24 protein-coding genes and 3 tRNA genes are annotated in these 25,308 nt (G+C 73.3%); 9 read left to right on the top strand and 18 right to left on the bottom strand.

The genetic code is table 11. From position 1 onward, the window contains the following. Window positions 1–8 precede the first annotated feature (8 nt). Window positions 9–893, top strand: a complete 885-nt coding sequence (locus ACQP2H_RS06685) for an NUDIX hydrolase (RefSeq protein WP_363820415.1) — start codon at window positions 9–11, stop codon at window positions 891–893. A gap of 243 nt (window positions 894–1,136) precedes the next feature. On the opposite strand, the gene ACQP2H_RS06680 is transcribed toward ACQP2H_RS06685, so the two are convergent. The 3 genes from ACQP2H_RS06680 to leuC all read right to left on the bottom strand — a co-directional run bounded on the left by ACQP2H_RS06680 (window position 1,137) and on the right by leuC (window position 4,131). Continuing rightward, a complete protein-coding gene (locus tag ACQP2H_RS06680) occupies window positions 1,137–1,913 on the bottom strand; it encodes an HU family DNA-binding protein (RefSeq protein WP_433231638.1) in 777 nt (258 codons plus the stop codon). Between the two features lie 172 nt (window positions 1,914–2,085). Beyond that, a complete protein-coding gene (gene leuD / locus ACQP2H_RS06675) occupies window positions 2,086–2,673 on the bottom strand; it encodes a 3-isopropylmalate dehydratase small subunit (RefSeq protein ID WP_219468156.1) in 588 nt (195 codons plus the stop codon). Between the two features lie 15 nt (window positions 2,674–2,688). Further along, a complete protein-coding gene (gene leuC, locus ACQP2H_RS06670) occupies window positions 2,689–4,131 on the bottom strand; it encodes a 3-isopropylmalate dehydratase large subunit (protein ID WP_219468153.1) in 1,443 nt (480 codons plus the stop codon). A gap of 49 nt (window positions 4,132–4,180) precedes the next feature. Here leuC and ACQP2H_RS06665 point away from each other — a divergent pair, with 49 nt between their 5' ends. Beyond that, entirely contained in the window at window positions 4,181–4,867 is a 687-nt protein-coding gene (locus ACQP2H_RS06665) for an IclR family transcriptional regulator (protein WP_088646078.1), read from the top strand. A 283-nt stretch (window positions 4,868–5,150) separates the two neighbouring features. Here ACQP2H_RS06665 and ACQP2H_RS06660 read toward each other — a convergent pair. The 4 genes from ACQP2H_RS06660 to ACQP2H_RS06645 all read right to left on the bottom strand — a co-directional run bounded on the left by ACQP2H_RS06660 (window position 5,151) and on the right by ACQP2H_RS06645 (window position 6,820). Continuing rightward, window positions 5,151–5,226 (bottom strand) — tRNA-Glu (locus ACQP2H_RS06660). 397 nt (window positions 5,227–5,623) lie between these two features. Further along, window positions 5,624–5,696, bottom strand: a tRNA-Glu gene (locus ACQP2H_RS06655). Window positions 5,697–5,836: 140 nt separating this feature from the next. Beyond that, window positions 5,837–5,908: transfer RNA gene (locus ACQP2H_RS06650), tRNA-Gln, on the bottom strand. A gap of 108 nt (window positions 5,909–6,016) precedes the next feature. After that, window positions 6,017–6,820, bottom strand: a complete 804-nt coding sequence (locus ACQP2H_RS06645; RefSeq protein WP_208567257.1) for a fumarylacetoacetate hydrolase family protein — start codon at window positions 6,818–6,820, stop codon at window positions 6,017–6,019. Between the two features lie 155 nt (window positions 6,821–6,975). On the opposite strand from ACQP2H_RS06645, the gene ACQP2H_RS06640 reads away from it, so the two are divergent. After that, window positions 6,976–8,607: a hypothetical protein gene (locus ACQP2H_RS06640; RefSeq protein WP_255597916.1), complete on the top strand. Its 1,632-nt coding sequence runs from the start codon at window positions 6,976–6,978 to the stop codon at window positions 8,605–8,607. 71 nt (window positions 8,608–8,678) lie between these two features. Next, window positions 8,679–9,563, top strand: coding sequence for a 3-methyladenine DNA glycosylase (locus ACQP2H_RS06635; RefSeq protein ID WP_433231633.1), 885 nt, complete (start codon window positions 8,679–8,681; stop codon window positions 9,561–9,563). Window positions 9,564–9,716: 153 nt separating this feature from the next. Here the strand turns inward: ACQP2H_RS06635 and ACQP2H_RS06630 are convergent, their stop codons facing one another. The 8 genes from ACQP2H_RS06630 to ACQP2H_RS06595 form a co-directional block, all read right to left on the bottom strand. Next, entirely contained in the window at window positions 9,717–10,871 is a 1,155-nt protein-coding gene (locus ACQP2H_RS06630) for a cellulose binding domain-containing protein (RefSeq protein WP_357534637.1), read from the bottom strand. A gap of 89 nt (window positions 10,872–10,960) precedes the next feature. Continuing rightward, window positions 10,961–11,359, bottom strand: coding sequence for a DUF4180 domain-containing protein (locus ACQP2H_RS06625; protein ID WP_219468144.1), 399 nt, complete (start codon window positions 11,357–11,359; stop codon window positions 10,961–10,963). A 75-nt stretch (window positions 11,360–11,434) separates the two neighbouring features. Next, window positions 11,435–11,860 (bottom strand): alternative ribosome rescue aminoacyl-tRNA hydrolase ArfB, encoded by a 426-nt coding sequence (gene arfB / locus ACQP2H_RS06620; protein WP_219468141.1) that lies wholly within the window; start codon window positions 11,858–11,860, stop codon window positions 11,435–11,437. Window positions 11,861–11,939: 79 nt separating this feature from the next. Continuing rightward, window positions 11,940–12,803 carry a S1C family serine protease gene (locus ACQP2H_RS06615; RefSeq protein ID WP_219468138.1) on the bottom strand — a complete coding sequence of 288 codons (864 nt, stop codon included), beginning with the start codon at window positions 12,801–12,803 and terminating at the stop codon, window positions 11,940–11,942. Between the two features lie 57 nt (window positions 12,804–12,860). Next, a complete protein-coding gene (locus ACQP2H_RS06610; protein ID WP_219468135.1) occupies window positions 12,861–13,820 on the bottom strand; it encodes a VWA domain-containing protein in 960 nt (319 codons plus the stop codon). After that, window positions 13,817–14,818 (bottom strand): DUF58 domain-containing protein, encoded by a 1,002-nt coding sequence (locus ACQP2H_RS06605; protein WP_433231628.1) that lies wholly within the window; start codon window positions 14,816–14,818, stop codon window positions 13,817–13,819. The genes ACQP2H_RS06610 and ACQP2H_RS06605 overlap by 4 nt, the downstream gene beginning before the upstream one ends. Further along, on the bottom strand, window positions 14,815–15,864 hold the full coding sequence (locus tag ACQP2H_RS06600; RefSeq protein ID WP_219468131.1) for an AAA family ATPase: 1,050 nt from the start codon (window positions 15,862–15,864) through the stop codon (window positions 14,815–14,817). Before ACQP2H_RS06600 ends, ACQP2H_RS06605 begins: the two co-directional genes overlap by 4 nt. Window positions 15,865–16,097: 233 nt before the next feature. Continuing rightward, window positions 16,098–16,619, bottom strand: coding sequence for a hypothetical protein (locus ACQP2H_RS06595; protein ID WP_219468129.1), 522 nt, complete (start codon window positions 16,617–16,619; stop codon window positions 16,098–16,100). A gap of 395 nt (window positions 16,620–17,014) precedes the next feature. Here ACQP2H_RS06595 and ACQP2H_RS06590 point away from each other — a divergent pair, with 395 nt between their 5' ends. Further along, window positions 17,015–17,950, top strand: a complete 936-nt coding sequence (locus ACQP2H_RS06590; RefSeq protein ID WP_433233465.1) for an endonuclease/exonuclease/phosphatase family protein — start codon at window positions 17,015–17,017, stop codon at window positions 17,948–17,950. Window positions 17,951–17,965: 15 nt separating this feature from the next. On the opposite strand, the gene cimA is transcribed toward ACQP2H_RS06590, so the two are convergent. Next, window positions 17,966–19,549, bottom strand: coding sequence for a citramalate synthase (gene cimA / locus ACQP2H_RS06585; protein WP_208567269.1), 1,584 nt, complete (start codon window positions 19,547–19,549; stop codon window positions 17,966–17,968). A gap of 287 nt (window positions 19,550–19,836) precedes the next feature. On the opposite strand from cimA, the gene ACQP2H_RS06580 reads away from it, so the two are divergent. Continuing rightward, a complete protein-coding gene (locus tag ACQP2H_RS06580) occupies window positions 19,837–20,295 on the top strand; it encodes a PRC-barrel domain-containing protein (protein WP_433231624.1) in 459 nt (152 codons plus the stop codon). A 154-nt stretch (window positions 20,296–20,449) separates the two neighbouring features. Beyond that, window positions 20,450–21,163, top strand: a complete 714-nt coding sequence (locus tag ACQP2H_RS06575) for a tyrosine-protein phosphatase (RefSeq protein ID WP_433233463.1) — start codon at window positions 20,450–20,452, stop codon at window positions 21,161–21,163. Window positions 21,164–21,183: 20 nt separating this feature from the next. On the opposite strand, the gene ACQP2H_RS06570 is transcribed toward ACQP2H_RS06575, so the two are convergent. Both ACQP2H_RS06570 and ACQP2H_RS06565 read right to left on the bottom strand, forming a co-directional pair. Further along, the gene (locus tag ACQP2H_RS06570) at window positions 21,184–22,281 is read right to left on the bottom strand and encodes a branched-chain amino acid aminotransferase (RefSeq protein WP_219468119.1); all 1,098 of its coding nucleotides are present in this window, start codon (window positions 22,279–22,281) and stop codon (window positions 21,184–21,186) included. A 109-nt stretch (window positions 22,282–22,390) separates the two neighbouring features. Beyond that, window positions 22,391–23,422 carry a 3-isopropylmalate dehydrogenase gene (locus ACQP2H_RS06565; RefSeq protein ID WP_433231621.1) on the bottom strand — a complete coding sequence of 344 codons (1,032 nt, stop codon included), beginning with the start codon at window positions 23,420–23,422 and terminating at the stop codon, window positions 22,391–22,393. A 220-nt stretch (window positions 23,423–23,642) separates the two neighbouring features. On the opposite strand from ACQP2H_RS06565, the gene ACQP2H_RS06560 reads away from it, so the two are divergent. Together ACQP2H_RS06560 and ACQP2H_RS06555 are read left to right on the top strand one after the other, a co-directional pair. Then, window positions 23,643–24,518 (top strand): FAD:protein FMN transferase, encoded by an 876-nt coding sequence (locus tag ACQP2H_RS06560; RefSeq protein ID WP_219468113.1) that lies wholly within the window; start codon window positions 23,643–23,645, stop codon window positions 24,516–24,518. A gap of 356 nt (window positions 24,519–24,874) precedes the next feature. Then, window positions 24,875–25,231: a hypothetical protein gene (locus tag ACQP2H_RS06555; protein WP_219468109.1), complete on the top strand. Its 357-nt coding sequence runs from the start codon at window positions 24,875–24,877 to the stop codon at window positions 25,229–25,231. The last annotated feature ends 77 nt before the right edge of the window (window positions 25,232–25,308 follow it).

The raw sequence follows: 25,308 nt of genomic DNA, 5'->3' as shown, positions 1-25,308 counted from the left end.
GTGACCAGATGGTGGACGAGGAGGCGGCCGGGATCCGGGCGGCCGGTGGGGTGGCCTGGCGGCCGGCCGGTGACGGCGGGGTCGAGGTCTGCCTGGTGCACCGACCCCGCTACGGCGACTGGTCGCTGCCCAAGGGCAAGCTGGAACGCGGCGAGCACCCGCTGCTGGCCGCCGTCCGCGAGGTGGCCGAGGAGTCCGACGTGCGGGCCGTGCCCCAGGTCCGGCTGCCCACCGTGCGGTACCGCAGCGAGGGCCGGCCGAAGGTGGTCGACTACTGGTCGATGCGGGCCGTGGCCACCGGCGGGTTCCAGCCGGACACCGAGGTCGACGACGTGTGCTGGCTCGACGTCGACGCCGCCGTCCGGCGGGTCAGCTACCCGCACGACGCGCAGGTGCTGACCGCGTTCGCCGCCCTGCCCAGGGTCACCGGCACGGTGGCGCTGGTCCGGCACGCCCACGCCGGTAAGCGGGCGACCTGGTCCGGACCGGACACCGGCCGGCCGTTGGACGCCGAGGGGGTCACCCAGGCACGGGCGTTGGCCCCGCTGGTCGCCCTGGTCCGCCCGGTACGGCTGCTGTCGGCCTCGCCCCGCCGCTGCGTGCAGACCCTGGACCCGGTGGCCGACCTGCTGGATCTGCCGATCGAGGTGTGCGGGGACTTCGACGAGCCGCAGCCGGGTCAGCAGGTCGACGAGTGCGCGTTGGCCGCCGCCGGCCGGTTGGCCGAACTGGCCGCCGGTGGGCAGCCGGTCGGGGTGTGCAGCCAGGGCAAGGTGATCCCGGGGGCGTTGGCCCGGCTCGCCGGGCGCGACGACGACTTCGGCACCGCCAAGGGGGGCGGTTGGCTGCTCGCCTTCACCGCCGACCGGCTACTCGCCGCCGACCGCCTCTGAACACCCACCCCCGACCGGCCCCGGACACTCGCCGCTGCGCCCTCGCGGCCGACCGGGTGCAGGACCCTAACGGTCGGCCGACGCCGGACAGTCGCGGCCGGAAACCGCTGCGCCCTCGCGGCCGACCAGACGCAGGACCCTCACGACCCGGCCGACGCCGGACAGTCACGGCCGGCCCCCGGTTGGAGGTCGGAAACGGGCGCCCACCGTGACGGTGGGCGCCCGTTTCGTCGTACCGGGAAATCAGCGCTTGGCGGCGGTCCGCTTCGCCGGCGCCTTCTTCGCGGTGGTGGCCTTGGCGGTGGTGGCCTTGGCGGTGGTGGCCTTGGCGGTGGTGGCCTTGGCGGTGGTGCTCTTGGCCGCAGCGGTCTTCTTGGCCGCCGTGCTCCGGGCGGGAGCCGACTTGGTCGCCGTGGCGGTCTTCTTCGCCGGAGCGGCCTTCTTCGTGGCCGCCTTGGTCGCGGTGGCGGCCTTGGTGGCCTTCGCCGCGGTGGTCTTGGCGGCACCGGTGGCCTTGCTGGCCGCGGTCGTCTTCTTGGCCGCGGTGGCCTTGACGCCGGTCGCCTTCGTCCCGGTCGCCTTGCTGGCCGCGGTCGTCTTCTTGGCCGTGGTCGCCTTGGCCGTGGTCGCCTTCGCGCCGGTGGCCTTGGCGCCGGCCGCCTTGGCGGCGGTGGCCTTCGTGCCGGTGGCCTTGGCGGCCGCCGTGGTGGTGGTCTTCTTCGCCGGAGCGGCGGTCTTCGGCACCTTGCCGGTGGCCACCATCTCCTTGAAACCGGCGCCCGGCTTGAAGGCCGGCACGGATGTCTTCTTGACCTTCACCGCCTCACCGGTACGCGGGTTGCGCGCTGTTCGCGCCGCCCGGACACGCTTTTCGAACGATCCGAATCCGGTGATCGCCACTTTGTCGCCCTTGGTGACCGCCGCCTGGACCTCGGCGAGGACCGCGTCGAGCGCCGCCGTCGCCGACTTCCGGTCCCCCAGGCGAGCGGCGAGCGCCTCGATGAGCTCGGCCTTGTTCACGACTTCCTCCCGATTGTGCAACTGACTCGACGCGAGCCATTCTGCGCGCACCGTATGCCCTGTGCTGCCTGGACACAAACATTCGGTGGAAAAAAGCCCTTGTGTCGTAACGGATTCGCCCCCACCGGATGAACCGGTGGGGGCGAAAACGGTGCCGTGGCCCGGCGTACGGCTAGACCACGGCGGGGGTGAACGACGGTCGGCCGGCCTCGTACGCCTCAATGTCGGCGACGTGCCGCAGGGTGAGTCCAATGTCGTCGAGGCCCTCCATCAGCCGCCAGCGGCTGTGGTCGTCGAGCGGGAACGGCCAGGTGGAATCCCCGACCCGGACCTCACGGGTGGTCAGGTCGACCGTCACCGGCGTGGTCGGATCGGCCTCCACGAGGTCCCAGATCTGCTCGACCGCGGCCAGTTCCAATTCGACCGGGAGGAGCCCTTCCTTGAGCGCGTTGCCCCGGAAGATGTCACCGAACCGGGGCGAGACGACCGCCTGGAAACCACCGTCGCGCAGCGCCCACACAGCGTGCTCCCGGGACGACCCGGTGCCGAACTCGGGCCCCGCCACGAGGATGCTGGCCCCGGAATACGCCGGGTTGTTGAGCACGAATGCGGGATCGTCGCGCCAGGCCCGGAAGAGCCCGTCGGCGAAGCCCGTCCGGGTCACCCGCTTGAGGTACACGGCCGGGATGATCTGATCGGTATCCACATTGGAACGCCGCAAAGGCGCGGCGGTGCCGGTGTGGGTGGTGAACTTGTCCATCTCTCGGCTGCCCTTCTACAGATCGGCCGGGGCGGCGAGCCGGCCGGTCACGGCGGTGGCGGCGGCGACCGGCGGCGACACCAGGTGGGTACGCCCGCCCCGGCCCTGCCGGCCCTCGAAGTTGCGGTTGGAGGTCGAGGCCGAACGCTCGCCCGGCTTCAGGGTGTCCGGGTTCATGCCCAGGCACATCGAGCAGCCGGCGAACCGCCACTCCGCTCCGGCGTCGGCGAAGACCTTGTCCAGGCCCTCCGCCTCGGCGGCCTCCCGCACGGCGGCGGAGCCGGGCACCACCAGCATGCGTACCCCGTCGGCGACCCGGTGGCCACGCAGCACGTCGGCGGCGGCCCGCAGGTCCTCCAGCCGGCCGTTGGTGCAGGAACCCACGAAGACCACGTCGACGGCGAGGTCGCGCAGCGGGGTGCCCGGGGTGAGGTCCATGTACTCCAGGGCCCGGCGCGCGGCGGTCCGCTCGGCGTCGGTGGTGAACTCCTCCGGGTCCGGCACGGCCGCGCCGAGCGGGACGCCCTGACCGGGGTTGGTGCCCCAGGTGACGAACGGGGTGATCCGGCTCGCGTCGAGGGTCACCTCGGCGTCGAAGGTCGCGTCGTCGTCGGTGGGCAGCGTCCGCCAGTAGGCAAGCGCCGCGTCCCAGTCCGCCCCGGCCGGCGCGTGCGGCCGGCCCTTGAGGTACGCGAAGGTGGTCTCGTCCGGAGCGATCAGGCCCGCCTTGGCGCCCCACTCGATGGACATGTTCGCCACCGTCATCCGGCCCTCCATCGACAGCGCCCGGATCGCCTCGCCCCGGTACTCCACGATGTGACCGCGTCCGCCGCCCGTGCCGACCTGGGCGATCAGCGCGAGGACCAGGTCCTTGGCGGTGACGCCGGGGCCGAGCTGACCGGTGACGTTGACCGCCATGGTCTTCGGGCGGGCCTGCGGCAGGGTCTGGGTGGCCAGGACGTGTTCGACCTCACTGGTGCCGATGCCGAAGGCCAGCGCGCCGAACGCGCCGTGGGTGGCGGTGTGGGAGTCGCCACAGACGATCGTCATCCCCGGCTGGGTCACGCCCAGCTGGGGGCCGATCACGTGCACGATGCCCTGGTTCTCGTCGCCCAGGGGGTGCAGCCGCAGGCCGAACTCGGCGCAGTTGCGGCGCAACGTCTCGATCTGGGTACGCGAGGTCGGGTCCGCGATCGTCAACAGGTCGCCCCGGCGCAGCCGGAACGCGGGATCGTCGTACCCGGTCGGGGTGTTGTGATCCTCGGTCGCGAGCGTGAGATCGGGGCGGCGGACCCGCCGGCCGGCCTGGCGCAGCCCGTCGAACGCCTGCGGGCTGGTCACCTCGTGCAGCAGGTGCAGGTCGATGTAGAGCAGGTCCGGTTCGCCCTGGGCGGTCCGTACGACGTGTGCGTCCCAGACCTTTTCGGCCAGGGTCCTCGGTTGAGTGACTCCCACCATCTGGACATCCTAAATTCTGGGAGGTAAATTTCGGCTTGTGGGACACAGTATGAGCGGTGTCGGCGTGCTCGACAAGGCGGTGGTCATCCTGGCCGCCTGTGTCGACGGCGCCAGCCTGGCCGAACTAGTCGAACGCACCAAGCTGCCCCGAGCCACCGCACACCGGCTGGCCCAGGCACTGGAGATCCACCGGATGCTGGTCCGGGACACCCAGGGACGATGGCGTCCCGGGCCCCGGCTCGGCGAGTTGGCCAACGCCGCCCCGGACGTCCTGCTGACCGCCGCCGAGCCACTCCTGGCCGCACTGCGCGACGCCACCGGGGAGAGCGCCCAACTCTACCTGCGCCGGGCCGACGAACGGGTCTGCGTGGCCGCCGCCGAACGGGCCAGCGGCCTACGGGACACCGTCCCGGTCGGCTCGGTGCTGCCCATGACGGCCGGCTCCGCCGCGCAGATCCTGCTCGCCTGGGAGCCCCCCGAGGCGGTCATGCCGCTGCTGCCCCGGTCCAAGTTCACCGGCCGCACCCTCGCCGAGGTACGCCGCCGGGGCTGGGCGCAGAGCGTCGCCGAACGGGAGGCCGGTGTGGCGAGCGTCTCCGCCCCCATCCGGGACCGCACCGGCCGGGTGATCGCCTCGATCAGCATCTCCGGCCCGATCGAACGCCTCGGCCGCCGCCCCGGCGAACGCCACGCCATGGCCGTCGTCCGCGCCGGCCAACGCCTCTCCGGCCTCTAACCCCCACCCACCCCCACCCCTCCCCCGCCCCGCCTCGCCCCGCCCGCCCCGCCTCGGTGATCAAGAAGTTTGCGTCATGTTTAGAGATCAAAGTGACGCAAACCTCTTGATCAACTGACGCAAACCTCTTGATCACCGAGGCGAGACCGGCGGGAGCGGGGAGGGCAGGGGAGATGGCCGGGAGCGGGGCAGGGGAGATGGCCGGGGGCGGGGCCGGGGCGGGGAGCGGGAGCGGTAGAGATGACGATCGGCCCGCCTCGCGGGGCGAGACGGGCCGATCGTGTGGTAGCCCCGACCGGATTCGAACCGGCGCTACCGCCTTGAGAGGGCGGCGTCCTGGGCCACTAGACGACGGGGCCAGGCACTTTTCCTGCTTCACCGCCCCGGGGGGCGGCGCGGGATTAGTCTAACGGCACCGACGTCCGGCCCCCAAGACGGGGGTCGGGGCCCTACGGTCGTGCGCCGATCGGGCCATCGCCGGCCAGCATCGGGGACGCGGGCACCCCAGGGGCATAAGCGCCCCGGGGATGTGAGCGCCCCGGGGCAAAGTAGCGGTGCCTGGTGGCTGGGATGGCGCAACAGCGCCCCACGTGCGGGTCTGCCCGGCCGGGCAGACAGGACGGCCCGGGCGGACAGGCGGGCAGGCGGGCAGGCGGGCGCGGAACGGCCGGCGGACAGGCGGCGCAGAACGGCCGGGCGGGCAGAACGGATGCGAAGAAGCCCGCCCCAGCGAGGTGGGACGGGCTGTCAGCGTTGTAGCCCCGACCGGATTCGAACCGGCGCTACCGCCTTGAGAGGGCGGCGTCCTGGGCCACTAGACGACGGGGCCAGAACATAGCTTGTGCTTCCCTGCCCTGCCGGGCGGGGAAGCTGCACTCTATCAGAGATCAACTCGACTCCCGTGGCGGGAGCGGTGTCGATCACCGTCAGAATCCAGCGTCCGCAGATTCGGGTGAACCTGTGGTTGCGCTGGGGTACCAGGACTCGAACCTAGACTAACTGAACCAGAATCAGTTGGGCTGCCAATTACCCCATACCCCATTGGCCCCTTGTGGCGCCGGGAAGGAACTTTACCCTCCCCGCGCCAACAGGCCAAATCCGATCCCCCAAACCGCCCTTGAACTGCGGAAACAGGGGGTGTCGTACGGCTCAGGCGACCGGGACCACCGAGTTGGTGAGTTCGCCGATCCCCTCGATCCGCACGGTGACCGTATCCCCGTCGGTCAGCGGACTAACCCCGGCCGGGGTGCCGGTCAGCACCACGTCCCCGGGCAGCAGCGTCATCACGTGCGAGATGTACGACACCAGCGCCGGCACGTCGAACACCATGTCCTTGGTCCGACCGAGCTGGCGTACCTCCATCTCGTCGGGGTTGCGCCCCACCTCGCAGCGGACCTCCAGGTCGGAGACGTCCAGGCCGGTGGTGATCCAGGGGCCGATGGGGCAGAACGAGTCGAAGCCCTTGGCCCGGGTCCACTGCGAGTCGGAACGCTGCAGATCCCGCGCGGTGACGTCGTTGGCGCAGGTGTAGCCGAAGATGGCCCGCTCGGCGGCGGCCCGGTCGGCCCGGCGGGCACCCGGCGCACCGATCACCACGGCCAGCTCCGCCTCGTGCTCGACGTGCTTGGAGAAGATCGGCAGCCGGATCGCGTCCCGGGGGCCGATCACCGAGGTGGACGGCTTGAGGAAGAGCAACGGCTCCTTCGGCACCTCGTTGCCGTGTTCGGCGGCGTGCTCGGCGTAGTTACGCCCGACACAGACCACCTTGCTCGGCAGGATCGGCGAGAGCAGCCGAACGTCGGAGAGCGCCCAGCGGGCGCCCGAGAACTGGATCTGCCCGAACGGGTGGCCGTCGATCTCGGCGATGGTCAGGCCCTGCGGCCCGGCCTCCGACTCGCCCTCGACGACCCCGAACGACATTCCCTTGGCATGAGCGAAACGAGCGATACGCACCCGGCCAATCTATCCCCCACGGCGGCGTCGCCCGTCGGCCACCGGGAAACGTCGGCGCAGCGTAGGCCATCGGTCGGCGCTGCGGGCGGGGTTCGGGGCTTCGTACCCGCCCGGAGGGTCCCCGCTCCTAACGTCGGCTCCGGAGGTTCGTTGGTATGCCTGCATCGAGACGACACCACAGGGCCCTCGCGGTTTTCGTGAACTGCCTGGGCATTCTCGCCGCCGTACCGGCGCTGCCCGGCACGGACCCCGCGCCCCGCGCGCCGGCGACGACCACCCCGGCCGCGGCCACCCCGGCGACGACCGGCACGCCCGTGGTCCGGGCACCGGCCGCCGAGCCCGCCACCGGGGCGGGACGTACCACGGCACCGGGCCGGGCACCGGCGGCAGACCCGGCCGGCGCGGCGGATCCGGGCCGCGCCCCGGCGGCACGCCGGGGCCGTGAGTTCGACCCGGCGGTCGCCGCACCGGCCCGTCTCGCCGCCTGGGCCACGCCGGTGGCGGCGGCCCGGGAGACACCACCACCGGCGGTACGCCCACGGGCCGCCCCGGCCGCACCCGGGGTGGCGGCCAGCGGCGCGGTCGTGCCGGTCACCCCGACGGCACCCGCCCCGGGGATGACCACCGCCGGCAACCCGGGCGTACCCCGACCGGCTCCGCAGGTCACCGTGGCCGTGGCACCCGCCGCGACGTCGGTGCCGGGCTACCGGATCATGGTGCGCAACACCGGCAGCGCGACGGTGCAGACCATGGTCCGGCAGGAGGTGCCGGCGGGCGCCTCGATCACCGCGGTCAGCGCGGGTGGGCTGGCCACCCGGCCGGGCGGGGCCACCGGCGGCGGGGAGGTCACCTGGCGGCTCGTCGTGCCGGCCGGGTCGACCCGGACCCTGGACACCGCCCTGGCCGCCACCGCGCCGGGCCAGGCGCTGACCGCACCGGCCTGCGCGTACACCAGCGACGGTGACCAGCCGTACGACTGCGCGACCGCCACCTGGCGCAGCGCAGCGGTCCCGGAGGCGGCGGTGCCCGCGACGCCGGCCTGGCGGCAACCGCCGATCCTGCTCGGGGCGGCCGTGGTGGTGCTGGCGCTGCTGGCCGGCGGTTCGTGGTGGTGGCTGCGGGCCCGACGACGGGTGAGCGGTGTCGAGCCGACCGGCACCGCGCCGGTAGCCGCAGGTCACCCGTCGTACGCCGGCGGGCCGGCGGCCCCGGGTGGCGGGACGGTGTACCCGCGCCCCGCCGCCCCGGGACAGCCCGCGCGACGACGTAACCCGTCGGTGTGGCTGGTGGTGGGGGTGGCCGCGACCGTGCTGGCCGGGGTGGTCTTCGCCGCCGCGTGGACGGCCACCCGGGAGGTCGCCGCGATCGACACCACCAAGCAGCCGACCGCCGGGGCCTGGACGGGCACCACCATGTCCGGTGCCGTGGGGACCCCGCTGCGGGAGAAGGCGTTCGAGTTCACCGTCTACCGGGTGGCCTGCGGCACCGCGAACGCGGCGAGCCAGCAGTGCCAGGCCACGGTCGGGGTCCGCAACGTCACAGCGGAGCAGCAGAGCTGGCACGGTCAGCTCCAGCGGGCGTACCTGCCGGGGGGCACCTGGGTCAGCACCGACGAGGACGCCACCCGGCTGGCGAACCTGGGGCGGGACGTCTTCGCCCAACCCGTGTCGGCGGGCAGCCGGGTGGTGCTGCCGCTGGTCTTCACCGTGCACGGGATGCAGAAGCCGGAGCAGTTGGAGCTGCGCAGCGGGGTGTTCTCCGCCGGTGTCCGGGTGGACGTGCCCTGACCCGGCGGGACACGCCGGACGGCAGCGACGTGCGCTGACCGGGGGCGGGCGGCGGTCGTACCCTGGTGGGTGTGACCGCCGCCCTCGCACCCGCCGCTCTCGACGCGGCCGACTGGCGGACCCGGCGGGCGGCCCACGAGGCGCGGGTGGCCGGCTGGCTGGACCCTCACCTGGCCCGGCGTCGCACCGGCGGCCGGCACCCGGTGGAGGACTTCCTGTTCACCTACTACTCGCACCGCCCGGCGCAGCTGCGCCGCTGGCATCCGGGTGCGGGGGTGCTGCTGCGCGACGCGGACCCGGCCGAGTTCGGCCGGGACTACCGCGCCGGCCCCGCCGGGGTCACCCTCGACACCGACGGGGTACGCGACCGCCGCGCCGACTCGATCGCCTGGATCAGGGGTCTGCTGGCCGCGACCGCCGGCCGGCCGGCGCACCTGGGCTGCTTCGGGATGCACGAGTGGGCGATGGTCTACCGGCAGACCCAGGAGGAGGTACGGCACAACGCCTGGCCGTTGCGGCTCAGCCCGGACGACACCGCCGCCGTGGTACGCGAGCGGGGCGTGCGGTGCAGCCACTTCGACGCGTTCCGGTTCTTCACCGCGCCGGCCCGGCCGCTGAACCTGCTCCAGCCCACCCGGGAGACCCAGCACGCGCTGGAGCAGCCGGGCTGCCTGCACGCCAACATGGATCTCTACAAGTGGGCGTACAAGCTCTCCCCGCTGGTCGCCTCGGAGCTGGTCGCGGACTGTTTCGCGCTGGCCCGGCAGATCCGGGCGCTGGACATGCGGGCCAGCCCCTACGACCTGGCGGCCCTCGGCTATCCCCCGGTCCGGGTGGAGACCCCCGAGGGCCGGGCCGAGTACGCGGCGGCGCAGCGGGGTTTCGCCGAGCAGGCCGCCGTGCTCCGCGCCCGGCTGCTGGCCGCCCTGGACCTCGTCGGGGCTGTCCACAGCTGACCGTCCGACGCGTGCCTCGACTGCCGGCTGCCCGCCCGTCTCCTGCGTGATCACGCTCGAACCACGAAGTAGTGGCCTCCGTCGTCCGGGAGGCCACTACTTCGTGGGTTCAGCACGATGTTGCGGGTGTTCTTCGGCGCACGGGTGGGCCGGTCAACTGGCGGTGCAGGTCGCCGTGGGGGCGGTGGCGGTGCCGGTGTGGGTGCCGAGGAACCCGAAGGTGGCCTCGGCTGCCGGGGCCAGCGCGCCGTTCCAGTTGACGTTGCGGGCGGTGACCGCGCTGCCGGTCTGGGTCAGCTCGGCGTTCCAGGTCTGGGTGATCTGTTGCCCGGCGGGCAGGGTGAAGGTGACCCGCCAGCCGGTGGTCCGCACGGTGCCGGTGCTGCGCACGGTCACCTCACCCTGGTGCCCGCCCTGCCACTGGTTGGTGATCCGGTAGCTGGCGGTGCAGGCGACGCCCGCCGGCGGCGAGGTGGTCGGCGGGTCCACCGTGGGTGACCCGGTGGGGCTGACCGTGGGGCTCGCCGTCGGGGTGGGCGGGGTGGTGGGGCTGACCGTCGGGGTGGGCGAGGCGGTCGGGGTGGTGCCGCCGAGGGCGGCCACCAGCGCCGGGTACCACCGGTCGGACATCTTCTGGTCGCCGGCCGCGTTGGGGTGCACCCCGTCGTAGGTGTCGGTGCTGGTGCTGAATCCGGTCCACTGGTCGACCACCACGATCGGCGACGCGGCGGTGGTCTTCCCCGCCGCCCAGCCGTCGATCACGGCGTTCAGGGCCACCGCCCGCTGCCCGCACTCGGCGCAGCTCGACGGGGCCATCGGGATGATCTTCGCGACGATGATCCGCATCGCCGGGTTGCTGGCCCGCATCTGGTCCACCAGCTTGGAGTACGCGGCCAGGATGGTGGCCGGTGCGATGTTGCTCCACACGTCGTTGGTGCCGAAGTGCATCAGCACGACGTCGGGGCGGGTGGCGGCGAGCCAGCCGGGCAGCAGGTTCTGGTTGGCGACGTTCGTCACCAGGTAACCGCCGTGGCCCTCGTTGTCCCCGTCGTACGGCTGGCCGCAGCCCTGCGGGCCGAGGGTGCCGACGAAGTCGACGTCGGTGTGGCCGGTGGACTGGAGACGGTTCCAGAGGATGGACCGCCAGCAGCCGGGCGAGCCGGTGATCGAGTCACCGAGCGGCATGACGCGGACCGGGGTGGCGGCGGCGGGCCGGGCCGGGGTGGCGGCGACCAGCCCGACGAGCAGGGTGAGGGGGACCGCCGCGAACGCGGCGAGCAGGGCGGAGAGGAACGGCCTTCGGAGCATGGTGAGGGGACTCCTGTCACGTGACGACGTGCGGTCGGTGACGGCCCGGTTTGCTCCCACGGACATCCCAGCAGACCGGGTGCCCCGACTCAACGCCCTCCCGCATCCTGGCGAAGCGCTTCGACGCGCAGCCGCTCCTCCAGCGCGGCCAGGGTGTCGACGAACCACAGCTGGCCACCCCGGTTGGCTTCGACGACGAAGTCACGCAGCGCGGTACTCCGTGTGACGTGCCCGGAGATGTCACCGACCACGGCCAGCCGCAGCCGGTAGTTGACGAACTTCTGCACCACCTCGCCCGCCACCCCGGTGCGCAGCGTGAAGAACTCGACGGCGAGCCGGCGTACCGGCAGCACCACCAGGCCGACCCCGTGGCCCAGGGCCGCGCCGATCACGCCGGTGGCGTCGTCGCCGCCGCAGATCCTCGGCCCGTCGGCGGCTCCGGCGAGCGCGGTGGTGCCGGCGAGGGTGACCAGGGTGTCGGTGGACATGCCCGCCAGCCTAGGCAGCGCCGGGCCACACCGGCCCGGGTTTCGCCGTGCACGGCCGGTTCCGGTGGGGGCGGCTCAGTCCCCGTCGGCGCGGCGGTCCCGCTTGCGCTGCGACTGCCGCTTCTTGTCGGCGAGACGGCGTTCCTTGGCACCCCGCGAGGGCCGGGTGGGACGGCGGGGCGGTGGCGGTGGGGCGACGGCGGCGCGCAGCAGCGCCGCGAGGCGTTCCCGGGCCGCCTCCCGGTTGGCCAGTTGCGCCCGGTGCTCGCTCGCGGCGATGGTGAGCACCCCGTCGACCAGCCGGCCGGCGAGCCGCTCCAGCGCCCGTTCCCGCAGCACCGGGGGCAGGCTGGTGGTGCCGGCCAGGTCGAAGCTCAGCTCGACCCGGGAGTCGGTGGTGTTGACACCCTGCCCGCCGGGCCCGGACGAGCGGGAGAACCGTTCCCGCAGCTCGGCGGCGGGCACGGTCCACCGATCGGTCACCCGCAGTCCGTCGTCCACCCCGCGAGGCTAACGCCCCCGCCCGACGCCGCGCGGCGCGGTCACCGGGGCCGCGGCCCGCCGGACCCGCACGGGAGGCTCAGCCGCCCTTGCCGATGATCGTGTCGGCGGTCTGCTGCACCTGGTCGATGGGGATGGCGAAGCCGATGCCGATCGACCCGCTGCCGTCGATGGTGGCGATCGCCGTGTTCACCCCGACCACCTCGCCCCGGGCGTTGACCAACGGGCCACCGGAGTTGCCCGGGTTGATCGACGCGTCGGTCTGCACCGCGCTGCGCCGGTTGGTGCCCAGTCGTACCTGCCGGTTGAGGGCGCTGACGATCCCGGCGGTCACCGTGCCGGCCAGGCCGAGCGGCGAGCCGACCGCGAGCACCGGCTCACCGACGCGGGTGGACCGGGGCTTGGCCAGGGGCAACGGGGCCAACCCGGCGGCCGACGGCACCTTCAGCACGGCCAGGTCGCTGCCGGGTTCCCGGCCGACCACCTCGGCGGCGTACCGGCGGCCGTCGGGCATCTCCACGGTCACCGCGCCACCACCCCCCTTGGCCAGGATGTGGTCGTTGGTGACGATGTGCTGCTCGTTGTCGATGGCGAAGCCGGAACCGGTCGCCGACTGCCCGGTGGCACCCCCGCCGACCAGCACGGACACCACCCCGGGGACGGTCTTCTGGGCGGCGGTGACCAGTTCCGCCGGCACCGGGGCGGCGGAGGCCGCCGTCGGGCCCGCCCCGCCCTGGCCGGCCACCCAACCGCCGGCCGCCGCCCCGGAGACGGTGGACAGGGCGACCACCGCCACGGCGGTCCACAACCGGCCACGCCAGCGCCGCCGGGACGGGTCCTCCCCCGGATCCGGTACGTCCCACCGGTGCCGGCCGTCCGGCCCCAGGTCGGGTGAGAGGAACCAGGGACCCCGGGGTTCCCCCAGACCGGTCTGTACTGCCATACGTCCGCTCCTCACTGTTGCGACGGATCAGGGGCAGGTGGGCCCGCGTCGTCCCCCTCAGGGCAGGCGGGAGAACCAGCGCATCGACCCGGCCGCCGCCCCCATGGCGAAGACCAGCCCGAGCCCGATGAACCGGGCGGAGATGTCCTGACGTTCCTTGCGGTAGCCGACGGACGAGCCGATGTCCTCGTAGACGTCGCGCAGTTCGGCGCTGCTGCCCGCCTCGTGGAATCCGCCCCCGGTCTGGTCGGCGACCGCCCGCAGGGTCTGCCCGTCGACCGGCACCTGGATCGGGCGGCCACCCCGGTCGACGAACCCGCCCGGGGTGCCGAACGAGATGGTGTGCACCGGCACCTTCGCCTCGACGGCCGCCGAGGCCGCCTCCATCGGGTCCGCGCCGGAGGTGTTCGCCCCGTCGGAGAGCAGGATGACCCGGGCCGGCGGCGGTTGCTTGGCCGCCTTGTCGTCGAGGCTCTTGACCGCGCCGAGACAGGCGCTGATCGCCTCGCCGATGGCGGTGCCCTGCACCCCGGTGATCCCCTCGGCGAGCCGGTCGATCCCGTCGTGCAGGGCGCCCCGGTCGGTGCTCGGCGGCACCAGCACCGCCGCGCTGCCGGCGAAGGCGACAAGTCCCACGTTGAACTCGTCGGGCAGCCCGTCGACGAAGGTCCGGGCGGCCTCCTTGGCGGCGGTCAACCGGTCCGGTTCGACGTCGGTGGCGAGCATCGACGTGGACACGTCCACGGCGACCATCACGGTGGCCCGCTCGCGGGGCACCCGTACCTCGGCGGTGGGCCGGGCGAAGCCGACCACCAGCAGCGCCAGCATGGCCAGGAAGAGCCCGGCGGGCACGTGCCGCCGCCAGGCGGGCCGCTGCGGGGCGACCCGGTCGAGCAGTCGCAGGTTGGTGAAGCGGACGGCGTACCGGCTGCGTCGGCGCTGCGCCAGCAGATAGCCGGCGGCCAGCGCGACCACCCCCAGCAGCAGCAGGAGCCGGACGGGTGACTGCCAGTTCACGCGGGACCTCCCCGGGAGGCGGCGGGCGCGGCCGCCAGCCGACGCTGGGTGTGCACGTGCCGCACGATGTCGGCGGTCCAGTCCCGGTCGGTGCGCAACGCCAGGTGACCGGCTCCGCTGCGGCGCAGCGCGCGGGCCACCTGGGCGCGTTGCGCGGTGGCGGCGTCGGCGTACCGGCGGCGTAGCCCCGGGTCACCGGTCCACACCTCGCGCCGCCGGCCGGTCTCCGGGTCGACCAGGGTGATCAGGCCGACGTCGGGCAGCTCCAGTTCGCGGGGGTCGGTCACCTCGACCGCGAGCACCTGGTGCCGGGCGGCGAGCCGGCGCAGCGCCGGTTCCCAGGGTGCCGGGGTGTCGTGGTCGTCGGGGAGCCCGTCGAGGAAGTCGGAGACCACCACCACCAGCCCCCGCCGTACGGCGGTCCGTTGCACCGCCGCGAGGGCTGCGGCCAGGTCGGGGCCGACCGGCGGGGTGGCCGGTGGCTCGGCGTCCGCCCGGGGGGCGTGCAGCAGCGCACGGAGCAGGCTCAGCAGGTGGGTACGCCCACTGCGGGCGGGGAACCGGCGCAGCCCGTCGGTGCCGAGCACCTGTGCGCCGAGCCGGTTGCCGGTGCCTGCGGTGAGGAACCCGATCGCGGCGACGGCCGCCACGGAGAGTTCCCGTTTGTCCAGCTCGGCGGTGCCGTACTCCATGCTGGGGCTGGCGTCGACCAGCAGCCAGGTGGTCAACTCCCGGTCGGCGTCGACCTCGCGGACGTGCGGGACGGTGGTGCGGGCGGTGACCGCCCAGTCGATCCGGCGTACCTCGTCCTCGCCGGGGCGGTACTCGCGGCTGCCGGCGATCTCGCTGCCGGGGCCGGGCAGCAGGCCACGCAGCTGGCCCTGGAGCAGCCCGTCCAGTCGGCGGGTGACGGTCAGTTCGAGGCGGCGCAGCCGCTGTTCGGGGGCGAGGTCGGCCAGGGTCGGGCCGGCGGGTGCCGGGGCGGTCCGGGGTCTCACGCCGCCGCCAGGTCGGGCGTGTACTCGGGGTGGCCGGTGGCGAGCACCGGGGGCGGCACCGCCTGGACCAGCCGGTGCACCACCGCCTCGGCGCTGACCCCGTCGGCGACCGCGTCGAACGAGAGCACCAGCCGGTGGGCGAGCACGTCGACGGCGAGTTCGCGGACGTCCTCGGGGAGCACGTACTCGCGGCCCCGCAGCAGCGCCTGGGCGCGGGCGGCGGCGACCAGGCCGAGGGTGGCCCGAGGGCTCGCCCCGTACGCCAGCAGCGGGGCGATCTCCGGCAGCCCGAAGCGGCCCGGGTCGCGGGTGGCCAGGATCAGCCGGACCACGTACTCGGCGAGCGCGTGGTGCACGAAGACGTGGGCGGCCCGGCGCTGGTAGTCGCGCAACCGGACCGGGTCGAGCACCCGACGGGGGCGGGGCCGGTCGCTGCTCATCCGGTAGAGGATGGCCAGCTCGTCGGCGTCGCCCGGGTAGTCGACGACGATCTTCATGAGGAACCGGTCGCGTTGTGCCTCGGGGAGCTGGTAGACCCCCTCGGACTCGATCGGGTTCTGGGTGGCCAGCACCAGGAACGGCTCCGGCACCGGCCAGCTCCGGCCGCCGATGGTGACCTGCCGTTCGGCCATCGCCTCCAGCAGCGCGGACTGCACCTTGGCCGGGGCCCGGTTGATCTCGTCGGCGAGCACCAGGTTGGCCATGATCGGGCCCAGCTCGACGTCGAACTTCTCGGTCGAGGCGCGGTAGATCCGGGTGCCGACGATGTCGGAGGGGACCAGGTCGGGGGTGAACTGGATGCGGGTGAAGGTGCCGCCGACGACGGTGGCGAGGGTCTGCGCGGCCAGCGTCTTCGCCACCCCGGGCACCCCTTCCAGGAGGCAGTGCCCGTCGGCGATCAGCGCGGTGAGCAGTCGTTCGACGAGCCGGTCCTGCCCGACGATCACGCGTCTGACCTCGAAGAGGGTCTGTTCCAACTCGGCGCCTGCCGCGTCGGCTTCGACCGGGCTGGGCAGGCTGGCCAGGGTGTCCGAGATGTCCGTCACGGTGCTTGCTTCCCGGGGCGGTGGGTAGGCAAACGTCGGAATTTCCGCCCCTGGCAGGCCCTTTCCCGGCCGGACCGGGACGACCCGCCCGTAGGGGCGGCAACACCGTGGGACGGCAGGACCGGTACGTCAGGTGCCGCGCGTCGACCCCCGCCCGGCGGCGGGAAACCTGCTCCACAACGGACGGTGCCGACCCCCGGGCTGGGGGCCGGCACCGTCGACGCGGCCGCGCGTCAGTTGGCGACGAACAGGTGGAACGGCTTGTTCGAGGCCGATCCGCCGGAGCTGTACGTCTGGATGAAGACGCCGTTCGGGGTCTGGTTGCGGGGCGCGACCGAGATCTCACCGGCCGGCGGCACGTTGAACTGGTCGTTGGTGCCGATGGTGGCCTGGAACGCCTTCCCGACCACGCTGTAGTCGAGCAGCACCTGGTACTGGCCGGTGCCGTACTTGGTCGCCGAGACGACGTTGGCCGAGTGCTGGAGCAGGGTGCCGCCGCTGGTGACGACCGCCCAGGCGACCGAACCCGCAGCCGGCGGGGCGAGCGAAACCTTCAGCGCGGCGCGGGCCTGCTTGGCTTCGGCTGCCGTCACCGGCGGCTGACCGGTGGCACCGGCCAGCCGGGCCCCCGGCTGAGCCACCTCGGCCGGGGCCTTGGTCGTGGGCTGGGCGGCGGCGATCCCGCCGCCGGCCAGGGTGAGCGCCAGGACGCCGAGCGTCACCGCCGCCGCCTTACGCCTGAAGAATGTGGCCATGACAGGTCTCCCTCTTGTGACCGTGGCGATACGGCCGGCCCACCGTTCGGAGAGCCGGATGGGTCTGGTGCGGACGGGCCGGAAATGACGCGGACAGAAGAGCTCCATCCGCGTCGGAAATGTTGACCGATCAACACTCCCGACCGGCCTGAGCTGGGATTACTACGCTCTGTTGTGGCACCTCAACGAGGAGGAACCTAACACCGACAAAAGCGGAGCGTCAATAGCGGACCAACCCGTTTTGCCATCTCGAAAACGATGTTGAAAATTGCGAAAGATGAACTCTCGACCATTCACGAATGGGTGCCGGGGCGCTGCGGACGGCGTCGGTCACTAGGCTGACCGCCGTGCTCACGAGCCTGACGCCGCCCACCACCCGTCGCCCCGCAGCCACCCTGCTCTGCTGGCTGGCGGTGGCCCCCGGCCTCGCCTGGGCGGTGGTCCGCCTCGCCGGGCTGGACCGGGGCCCGCTGGTGCAGGCGCTCGCGTTCACCCCGTACGTGGCGGGGTGGAGCCTGCTGGTGTTGACGCTGACCCTCGCCCTGCGACGCCGGTGGCCGGCGGTGGCCGCGGCGGTGGCGGCACTGGCCCTGGTCGGGGCGGTGGCACCCCGCGCCCTGCCCACCGGGCAGCCGACGGTCGACGGGCCCGAGCTGCGGCTACTCACCGCCAACCTGCTCAAGGGCGGCGCCGACGCGGCCACCCTGGTCGAGCTGGTCCGCCGGCACCGGGTGGACGTGCTCACCGTGCAGGAGTTCACCCCGGCGGCGCGCGACGCCCTCGACCGGGCCGGCCTCGCCGGCCTGCTCCCCCACCGCCAGCTCAACCCGGAGGTGGGCACCACCGGCTCCGGGCTCTACGCCCGTTTCCCGCTCTCCGACGGCGGCTTCCGCCGCAACGCCGGCTTCGCGTTCACCCAGGCGTACGCGACGGTGGCGGTGCCGGACGCACCCCCGCTGCGGGTGGAGTCGGCCCACCCGGCGGCACCCTGGTCGGTCGAGGTGGTCGGCGAGTGGCGCACCGACCTGGCCGGCCAGCCGCGCGCCACCCCCGACGGGCAGCTCGGCATCCTCGCCGGGGACTTCAACGCCACCCTCGACCACGCCCCGCTGCGCGCCCTGCTGGCCAGCGGCTACGTGGACGCCGCCGACGCCGTCGGGGCCGGCCTGGTGGGCACCTGGGGCCCGTACGACGGCACCCCGATCCCGCCGGTGACCATCGACCACGTCCTGGTCGACCGCCGGATCGCCGTCAGCGCGGTCACCATCCACCGGGTGCCCGCCACCGACCACCGTGCCGTGCTGGCCACCCTGCGGCTGCCCACCCGCTGAGGCCGGGGCGGCGGCTCAGACCCGGGCCCGGTCCAGGCCGTAGGTGAGGGCGTCGACCAGGGCGTGCCAGGAGGCTTCGACCACGTTGGGGTGCACACCGACGGTGGTCCAGTCGCGGCCGGTCCCGTCGGCGGTCTCCACCAGCACCCGGGTCACCGCCCCGGTGCCGTGGGTGCCCTCCAGGATGCGCACCTTGTAGTCGGCCAGCTCGAAGTGGCGCAGCTCCGGGTAGTACCGCAACAGCCCGACCCGCAGCGCCTCGTCGAGGGCGTTGACCGGTCCGTTGCCCTCGGCGGTGGCGATCACCCGCTCACCGCGTACCCGGATCTTCACGGTCGCCTCGGAGACCACCGCACCGTCCTCCCGGTGCTCCACCAGCACCCGGTACGACTCCAGCGCGAACGGTCGCACCGGGGCGGCGTCCGGCAGCTCGGAACGGACCAGCAGCTCGAACGACGCGTCGGCGGCCTCGAACGACCAGCCGCCCGCCTCCAACTCCTTGACCCGGGTGGTCACCTTCGACACGGCGTCCGGATGGCCGGCCAGGTCAAGACCCAGCTCGCGGCTCTTCAGCTCGATGCTGGCCCGGCCGGCCATCTCGGTCACCAGGATCCGCATGTCGTTGCCCACCACCGACGGGTCCACGTGGTTGTAGAGCAACGGGTCGACCTTGATCGCGCTCGCGTGCAGCCCCGCCTTGTGGGCGAAGGCGGCGGCCCCGGCATACGCCTGGTGGGTGTCGGGGGCGATGTTGGCGATCTCGGCGATGGCGTGCGAGACCCGCACCATCTGTTCCAGGCAGCCGTCGGGTAGGACGGGCAGCCCGAGCTTGAGTTGGAGGTTCGCCACGACGGCGAAGAGGTCGGCGTTGCCGGGGCGTTCGCCGTACCCGTTGGCGGTGCCCTGGACGTGCCGGACCCCGGCCTCGACGGCCGCGATCGTGTTGGCCACCGCGCAGGCGGTGTCGTTCTGGGCGTGCATGCCGAACAGCTCCGGGGCGATCCCGGTCCGCGCGGTCAGGTCGGCGATCGCGGCGGTCACCCGGGACGGGAGCATCCCGCCGTTGGTGTCGCAGAGCACGAACCGTTCGGCCCCGGCGGCGAGCGCGGTCTCGACCACCGAGGCGGTGTACGCCGGGTCGTGCCGGAACCCGTCGAAGAAGTGCTCACCGTCGACGAAGACCCGCCGCCCCTGCGCGACCAGGTGGGCGACCGTGTCCCGGACCATCGCCAGGTTCTCCGCGCCGGTGGTGCGCAGCGCGCGTTCGACGTGCCGGATGTCGGCCTTGGCGACCAGGGCGACGGCCGGGGTCTGCGCGTCGAGCAGCGCGCGCACCTGCGGGTCGTCGGCGACGGCGATCCCCGCCTTGCGGGTGGCACCGAACGCGACCAGCAGGGCGTGCCGCAGGTCCAGCTCGGTGCGGGCGCGGCGGAAGAACTCGGTGTCCTTCGGCACCGCGCCCGGCCACCCGCCCTCGATGAAACCGACGCCGAACTCGTCGAGCAGCCGGGCCACCGCCAGCTTGTCGATCACCGAGTAGCTGAGCCCCTCGCGCTGGGCGCCGTCGCGCAGCGTGGTGTCGTAGACCTGGAACGTCATCGCGAGTCCCTTTCTTCGGACCGTCGAACCTTGCGGGGGGCAACAAAAAGACCCCCCGCGGATGCGGGAGGTCTGCGCGCTCGGCGGAGGGGAGGCCGGCGCGCTAGCTGCCAATAATGCGGGCGGAGCTGGTCACGGTGGCCACTCTGCCACTCCCACCCGAATCTGGGAGACAGAATCCACATCCCGGGACGGGATGTGTGGGACGTCTCCCCTCGGGTACCCCAGATGCGGACACGAAGCGCTTTTCTCCGATAACGACTACCACAGTCGAGGCAGGAGTTCCGATGGACAGGCTCGATCCGCACACCGCCCACGGCACCACGGACCCGATGGTCGACGACGGTCAGGGCGCGATCGCCGGCGGCGCCCCCGGTGGGGCGTTCAACCCGTGGAGCTACCGCGACGAGGCCGGGGTCACCGACGCCGACCTGGTCGGCTACAAGGTCGAGGCGACCGACGGCGGCATCGGCAAGATCGACGAGGCGAGTCACGAGGTCGGCGGCAGCTACCTGGTCGTCGAAACCGGGCCGTGGATCTTCGGCAAGAAGGTGATGCTCCCCGCCGGCACCATCAACCAGGTCGACCACGACGACCGCAAGGTCCACGTCGACCGCACCAGGGACCAGATCAAGGCCGCCCCCGAGTACGACGAGACCAGCCACAGCGACCCGGCCTACCGGGACAAGCTGGGCGGCTACTACGACGACACCTACGGCAACCTCCCCCCGGGCACCGCCCGGTAGGCGACAGGCGGGCGGTCCGACGCACCGGCAGACCCCGGACACCAGACCCGTCGATCGACGACGACGGCCGGCGGGGCGGCATCCACGCCCCGCCGGCCGTTACCGTGTCCGGGTGAACCCCACCGAGGACAGCCGCCGTATCCCGTTCTCCGCGATGTTCAACTTCCGCGACGTCGGCGGCTATCCCGGCCACGACGCCCGGACCGTCCGCTGGGGGCGCCTCTACCGGTCGGACTCCCCACACCGCATCGACGGCACCGACCGGGAGGCGTTCAGCGCCCTCGGCATCCGCACCGTGATCGACCTGCGCCGCCCGACCGAGGTGGACCGGGACGGCCGGGTGCCCGACCTGGACGGCCTGGCCTACCGGCACATCCACCCCGAACACGCCGACTGGGCGCTGACCCGCCACGAGCCGGAGTCCAGCCTGGCCCGCTACCTCGCCGACCGCTACGCCGACCTCGCCGAGACCGGCACCGCCGGGCTGGCCGAAGCCGTCGGCCTGATCGCCGACAGCGCCAACGCCCCCGTCCTGGTGCACTGTGTGGCGGGCAAGGACCGCACCGGCATCGTCTGCGCGTTGACCCTGGCGGTGCTCGGCGTCGACGACGACCGCATCGCCGAGGACTACGCGCTGAGCAGCGAGGCGTCCCAGCGGTTCAGCGCCTGGCTGGCGGCGTCCATGCCGGAGGCCGAAGCACCGCCCGCGCCCTTCCTGGGCTCCCCCGCCGAAGCGATGTCGCTCTTCCTCGTCGAGCTGCGCCGACGGCACGGCTCGGTCGAGGACTACCTGCGCCACGCCGGCGTCACCGACGCCCAGCTCGCCGCCCTGCGCGACCACCTGCTGGAGCCGCCCACGCCGCAGTGACCCCCTCGGGGGGCCGCCGGTCAGCTCAGGTGCGTCACCCAGCCGTGCGGGTCGGGGGCGTCGCCGCGCTGGACCGCCACCAACTGCTCCCGCAGCGCCGAGGTGGACCGGCCCGGCTCACCGCCGCCGATCACGAACTCGCCGCCGGGGTGCCGCACCCGGGCGACCGGGGTGATCACCGCGGCGGTGCCGCAGGCGAAGACCTCACTCAGCCGGCCGCTCTCGGCGTCGGCCTGCCACTCGTCGAAGCTCACCCGGCGTTCGACGACCCGGTGCCCGGACGCGGCGGCCAGGTCGAGCAGCGCGTCCCGGGTGATGCCCGGCAGGATCGTGCCGGTCAACGGCGGGGTGACCAGGGTGTTGTCGTCATAGACGAAGAAGACGTTCATGCCGCCGAGTTCCTCGACGTAGCGGCGCTCCACCGCGTCCAGGAAGACCACCTGGTCGCACCCGGCCTCGATCGCCTCCGCCTGGGCGGACAGCGACGCGGCGTAGTTGCCGCCGCACTTGGCCGCGCCGGTGCCGCCGGGGGCCGCCCGGGTGTAGTCCGGGGAGACCCAGAGGGTGACCGGCTTGACCCCACCGGCGAAGTACCCGCCGGCCGGCGAGGCGATCACGCAGTAGAGGTATTCGTTGGCCGGGCGGACACCGAGGAAGGCCTCGCTGGCGAACATGAACGGCCGCAGGTAGAGGCTGGTGTCGGCGCCCTCGGGGATCCAGTCCCGGTCGATCTCGACCAGCTTGCGCAGCGACTCGACGAACAACTCCGCCGGCAGCTCCGGCATGGCCAGCCGCCGGGCGGAGGCGATGAACCGGGCCGCGTTGGCCTCCGGGCGGAACATGGTGATCGAGCCGTCAGCCGTCCGGTAGGCCTTCAGCCCCTCGAAGATCTCCTGCGCGTAGTGCAGGACGGCGGTGGCCGGGTCCATCGGGATCGGCGCGCGGGCCTCGACCCGGGGGTCGTACCAGCCCTTGCCGTCGGCGTACCGGATGGTGACCATGTGGTCGGTGAAGACCCGGCCGAAGCCGGGGTCGACCAGCAGGGCGGCCCGTTCGGCGGCGGATACCGGCGCGGGATTCGGACGGATCTCGAAATCGAGCATGTCACCACCGCTCATCGCGCTGACCTCCCTGCGGGTTGACGGCACGCGGGAACCACGCACCGAGCTGCTGTCCAGAAACCTACCCCGAACGGTCGTTCAGTGGATAGGGCCGCTACCGGCGGGATCAGGCCCCCGCGTGCGCGGCGAGCCGGTCCCCCACCTCGTCGGTCCGCAACGCCACACCCGGGGTCCGGGCGGCCAGCTCGGCGGCGACCGCGTCGGTCACCCGGGCGGCGGCGTCGGCGTGACCCAACTGGTCGAGCAGGAGCGCGGCGGAGAGCACGGCGGCCACCGGGTCGGCGACCCCCTTGCCGGCGATGTCCGGCGCCGAGCCGTGCACCGGCTCGAACATCGACGGGTACGCCCCGGTGGGGTTGATGCAGCCACTGGCCGCCAGGCCGATCCCCCCGGTGACCGCGGCGGCGATATCGGTGAGGATGTCGCCGAACAGGTTGTCGGTGACCACCACGTCGTAGTGCTGGGGCTGGGTGACCAGGAACATGGCGGCCGCGTCGACGTGCTGGTACTCGGTGGCGACGTCGGGGTGCTCGGCGGCGACGGCCGCGAACGCCCGCGCCCACAGCGAGCCGGCGTGGGTCAGCACGTTGGTCTTGTGCACCAGGGTGACCTTGCGCCGCTCCCGGCGGGCGGCGCGGGCGAAGGCGTCCCGGATGACCCGTTCCACCCCGTGTCGGGTGTTCAGGCTCTCCTCCGTGGCCACCTCGGCCGGGGTGTCCCGGTGCAGGCTGCCGCCGGCACCGGCGTAGAGGCCCTCGGTGCCCTCCCGGACGACGACCAGGTCGACCTCACCCGGCTTGACGTTGACCAGCGGGCCGGGCACGCCGGGCCAGAGCCGGGACGGGCGCAGGTTGACGTACTGGTCGAAGGCGAAGCGGAGCTTCAGCAGCAGGCCGCGCTCCAGCACGCCCGGCGGCACGGTGGGGTCGCCCACCGCGCCGAGCAAAATGGCGTCGTGGCCGGCCAACTCGGTCAGCACCGAGTCGGGCAGCACCTCGCCCGTGCGGTGGTAGCGCGCCGCGCCGAGGTCGTACTGCGTCGCCTCGACCCCGGGGAGCACGGCGTCGAGGACCTTGAGGGCCTGCGCGACCACCTCGGGTCCGATCCCGTCCCCGGCCACCACCGCGATCCGTGCCACCTGCCGCTCCTCACCTCGTCCGCTGGGGTGAACGGTACGTCCCCGTCCCGGTTCCCGGTACGAGCCTTCCACTATCTGGGAGGGCGAAATGCTCAGCAGGCTCCCAGCCAGCATTCATGGTGCGGTCATCTCCACTGCCTAGGGTCGGTGCAGGACGGGTCGTGGGGCCCGGGACGGACCGGTCGCGACGCCGCGGCACCGTCGGTGAAGGAGCAGTGTGATGCGGACCGAGCAGCAGCGGGGGCCAGGCCGACTGGACGAGCAACCGCGCACCCGCTGGGTGGACCAGGCGACATTCTCCCGCCGCCGCCCCGACCTGCGCCTGGGCACCCGCAGCCACCGCCTCGACCGGGCCGGTGAAGCGTCCGGCGGCCGGATCGCCGTGCAGCACGCCGTCCGGACCGGCACCGCCGAATACTCGCTCCTGCTCAACGCCCCCGAGGACCTGGGCCGGCGGGTGGTCGGTGACGCGCTGCGCGACGCCGTCGCCGAGCTACGGGCCATCGACCTCACCTACGGGCCGAACCGGCCGGAGAGCCTGGTCTCCCGGCTGCGGCGCGGCGAGATCAGCCCCGAGTCGTACCCGCCGCTGACCGACCTGGTGGACCGCTGCGCGGCCATGCGGGCCGCCACCGACGGCTGGTTCGACGCCTGGGCCGTGCCCGGCGGCTTCGACCCCGGCGGCCTGCTCAACGGTTGGGCGGTGGAGCGGGCCGCGGCCCGGTTACGCGCCGCCGGCATCACCGACTACGCGGTGCTCTCCGGCGCCGACCTGACGGTACGCGGCCACGCCGCGCACGGCGGCCCGTGGCGGGTGGCGGTGCACCACCCGACCGACGGTCGACGGGCCCCGCTGGTGCTGGAGATGACGGCCGGCGCGGTGGGCACCTCCGGGGTGACCGGCCGGCAGGGGCACGTCGTCGACCCGCACACCGGTGAGTCGGCCCGGCAGTTGGTCGCCGCGACCGTCGTCGGGCCGGACCTCGCCGTCGCCGACGCCTACGCGACCGCGTTGTACGCGGCCGGGCCGGTGGGGCTGGCGTGGTTCCGCACCGACTCGGCATATCAGGCTCTCTTCGCCCACCGGCGCCGCTGAGCGGTGCCGCGGCGCGTCGGCCGACCTGTGGAGGGGGTCCATGGGGTGGCGCGGTCGACGGGCCGGCGATCGGCCCCCACGGTCTCGGCAACGACCGTGGGGGCCGGTCAGCGACGAGTGCGCGTGGCTCGCGCATTCGAGGGGTGCAGGCCGGCCGGCCGGACGTTCGGCCTCGTCACCCGAAGACGGGTCGACGTCCAACGCTGCCGGTGACCGCTCCGATACGCTAGCGAATCGACGCAACTCGACGCAAGAGTCTCCACAGCGGACCGTGTCCTCCGGACACTCGAACCACCTGCGGGAATCACGGCGGGTCAGTGTCGCCCGCAGGAGCGCGTGATGGCACGCTGTCCGCCGTGAGTTTCGATCTGAGCGTGTGGGCCCTCCACGACGGGGCCACGCCCGAGGACGTCCGGGCGGCGGTGCGGCGGTGCCGCGAAGGGCAGCACGGCGAGCGGTATCCGGACCCTCGGGTGGTGGGCTTCTACCGGGCCCTCACCGCGTCCTACCCCGACCGACCCGCCCACCAGGGCACCCCGTGGGAGGTCTCGCCGTTGCACGCGGCGTCCGACCATGTGGCGTTGCACCTCGTCCCGACCTGCGACGACCAGGTGCTGCTCGACATCGAGCGGTTGGCCGGCGAGTACGACCTGATGCTCTTCGACCCGCAGGACGGCTCGGTCTACCCGCCACCCTCCCGCGTCACCCGCTGACCCGACGCCCGCTCCTGCCGCGACCCGGCGCACCCGCACCGGCTCGATCCCGCGCGGCAGTCCGTCGGGTGTGGACG

The organism is Micromonospora sp. CA-248260, from assembly GCF_050942205.1.
Taxonomy (GTDB): Bacteria; Actinomycetota; Actinomycetes; order Mycobacteriales; family Micromonosporaceae; genus Micromonospora; species Micromonospora antibiotica.
Note: the sequence above shows the minus strand (reverse complement) of the source record. Positions and strands in the feature narration are given on the sequence as shown.

Coding starts and splice junctions, on each gene's coding strand:
- ACQP2H_RS06615 (WP_219468138.1), bottom strand. CDS start 12,803: ATGGCAGTACAGACCGGTCTGGGGGAACCCCGGGGTCCCTGGTTCCTC.
- ACQP2H_RS06665 (WP_088646078.1), top strand. CDS start 4,181: ATGAGCGGTGTCGGCGTGCTCGACAAGGCGGTGGTCATCCTGGCCGCC.
- ACQP2H_RS06595 (WP_219468129.1), bottom strand. CDS start 16,619: ATGGCCACATTCTTCAGGCGTAAGGCGGCGGCGGTGACGCTCGGCGTC.
- ACQP2H_RS06630 (WP_357534637.1), bottom strand. CDS start 10,871: ATGCTCCGAAGGCCGTTCCTCTCCGCCCTGCTCGCCGCGTTCGCGGCG.
- cimA (WP_208567269.1), bottom strand. CDS start 19,549: ATGACGTTCCAGGTCTACGACACCACGCTGCGCGACGGCGCCCAGCGC.
- ACQP2H_RS06640 (WP_255597916.1), top strand. CDS start 6,976: ATGCCTGCATCGAGACGACACCACAGGGCCCTCGCGGTTTTCGTGAAC.
- ACQP2H_RS06685 (WP_363820415.1), top strand. CDS start 9: ATGGTGGACGAGGAGGCGGCCGGGATCCGGGCGGCCGGTGGGGTGGCC.
- ACQP2H_RS06570 (WP_219468119.1), bottom strand. CDS start 22,281: ATGAGCGGTGGTGACATGCTCGATTTCGAGATCCGTCCGAATCCCGCG.
- ACQP2H_RS06580 (WP_433231624.1), top strand. CDS start 19,837: ATGGACAGGCTCGATCCGCACACCGCCCACGGCACCACGGACCCGATG.
- ACQP2H_RS06575 (WP_433233463.1), top strand. CDS start 20,450: ATGTTCAACTTCCGCGACGTCGGCGGCTATCCCGGCCACGACGCCCGG.
- leuC (WP_219468153.1), bottom strand. CDS start 4,131: ATGGTGGGAGTCACTCAACCGAGGACCCTGGCCGAAAAGGTCTGGGAC.
- leuD (WP_219468156.1), bottom strand. CDS start 2,673: ATGGACAAGTTCACCACCCACACCGGCACCGCCGCGCCTTTGCGGCGT.
- ACQP2H_RS06560 (WP_219468113.1), top strand. CDS start 23,643: ATGCGGACCGAGCAGCAGCGGGGGCCAGGCCGACTGGACGAGCAACCG.
- ACQP2H_RS06625 (WP_219468144.1), bottom strand. CDS start 11,359: ATGTCCACCGACACCCTGGTCACCCTCGCCGGCACCACCGCGCTCGCC.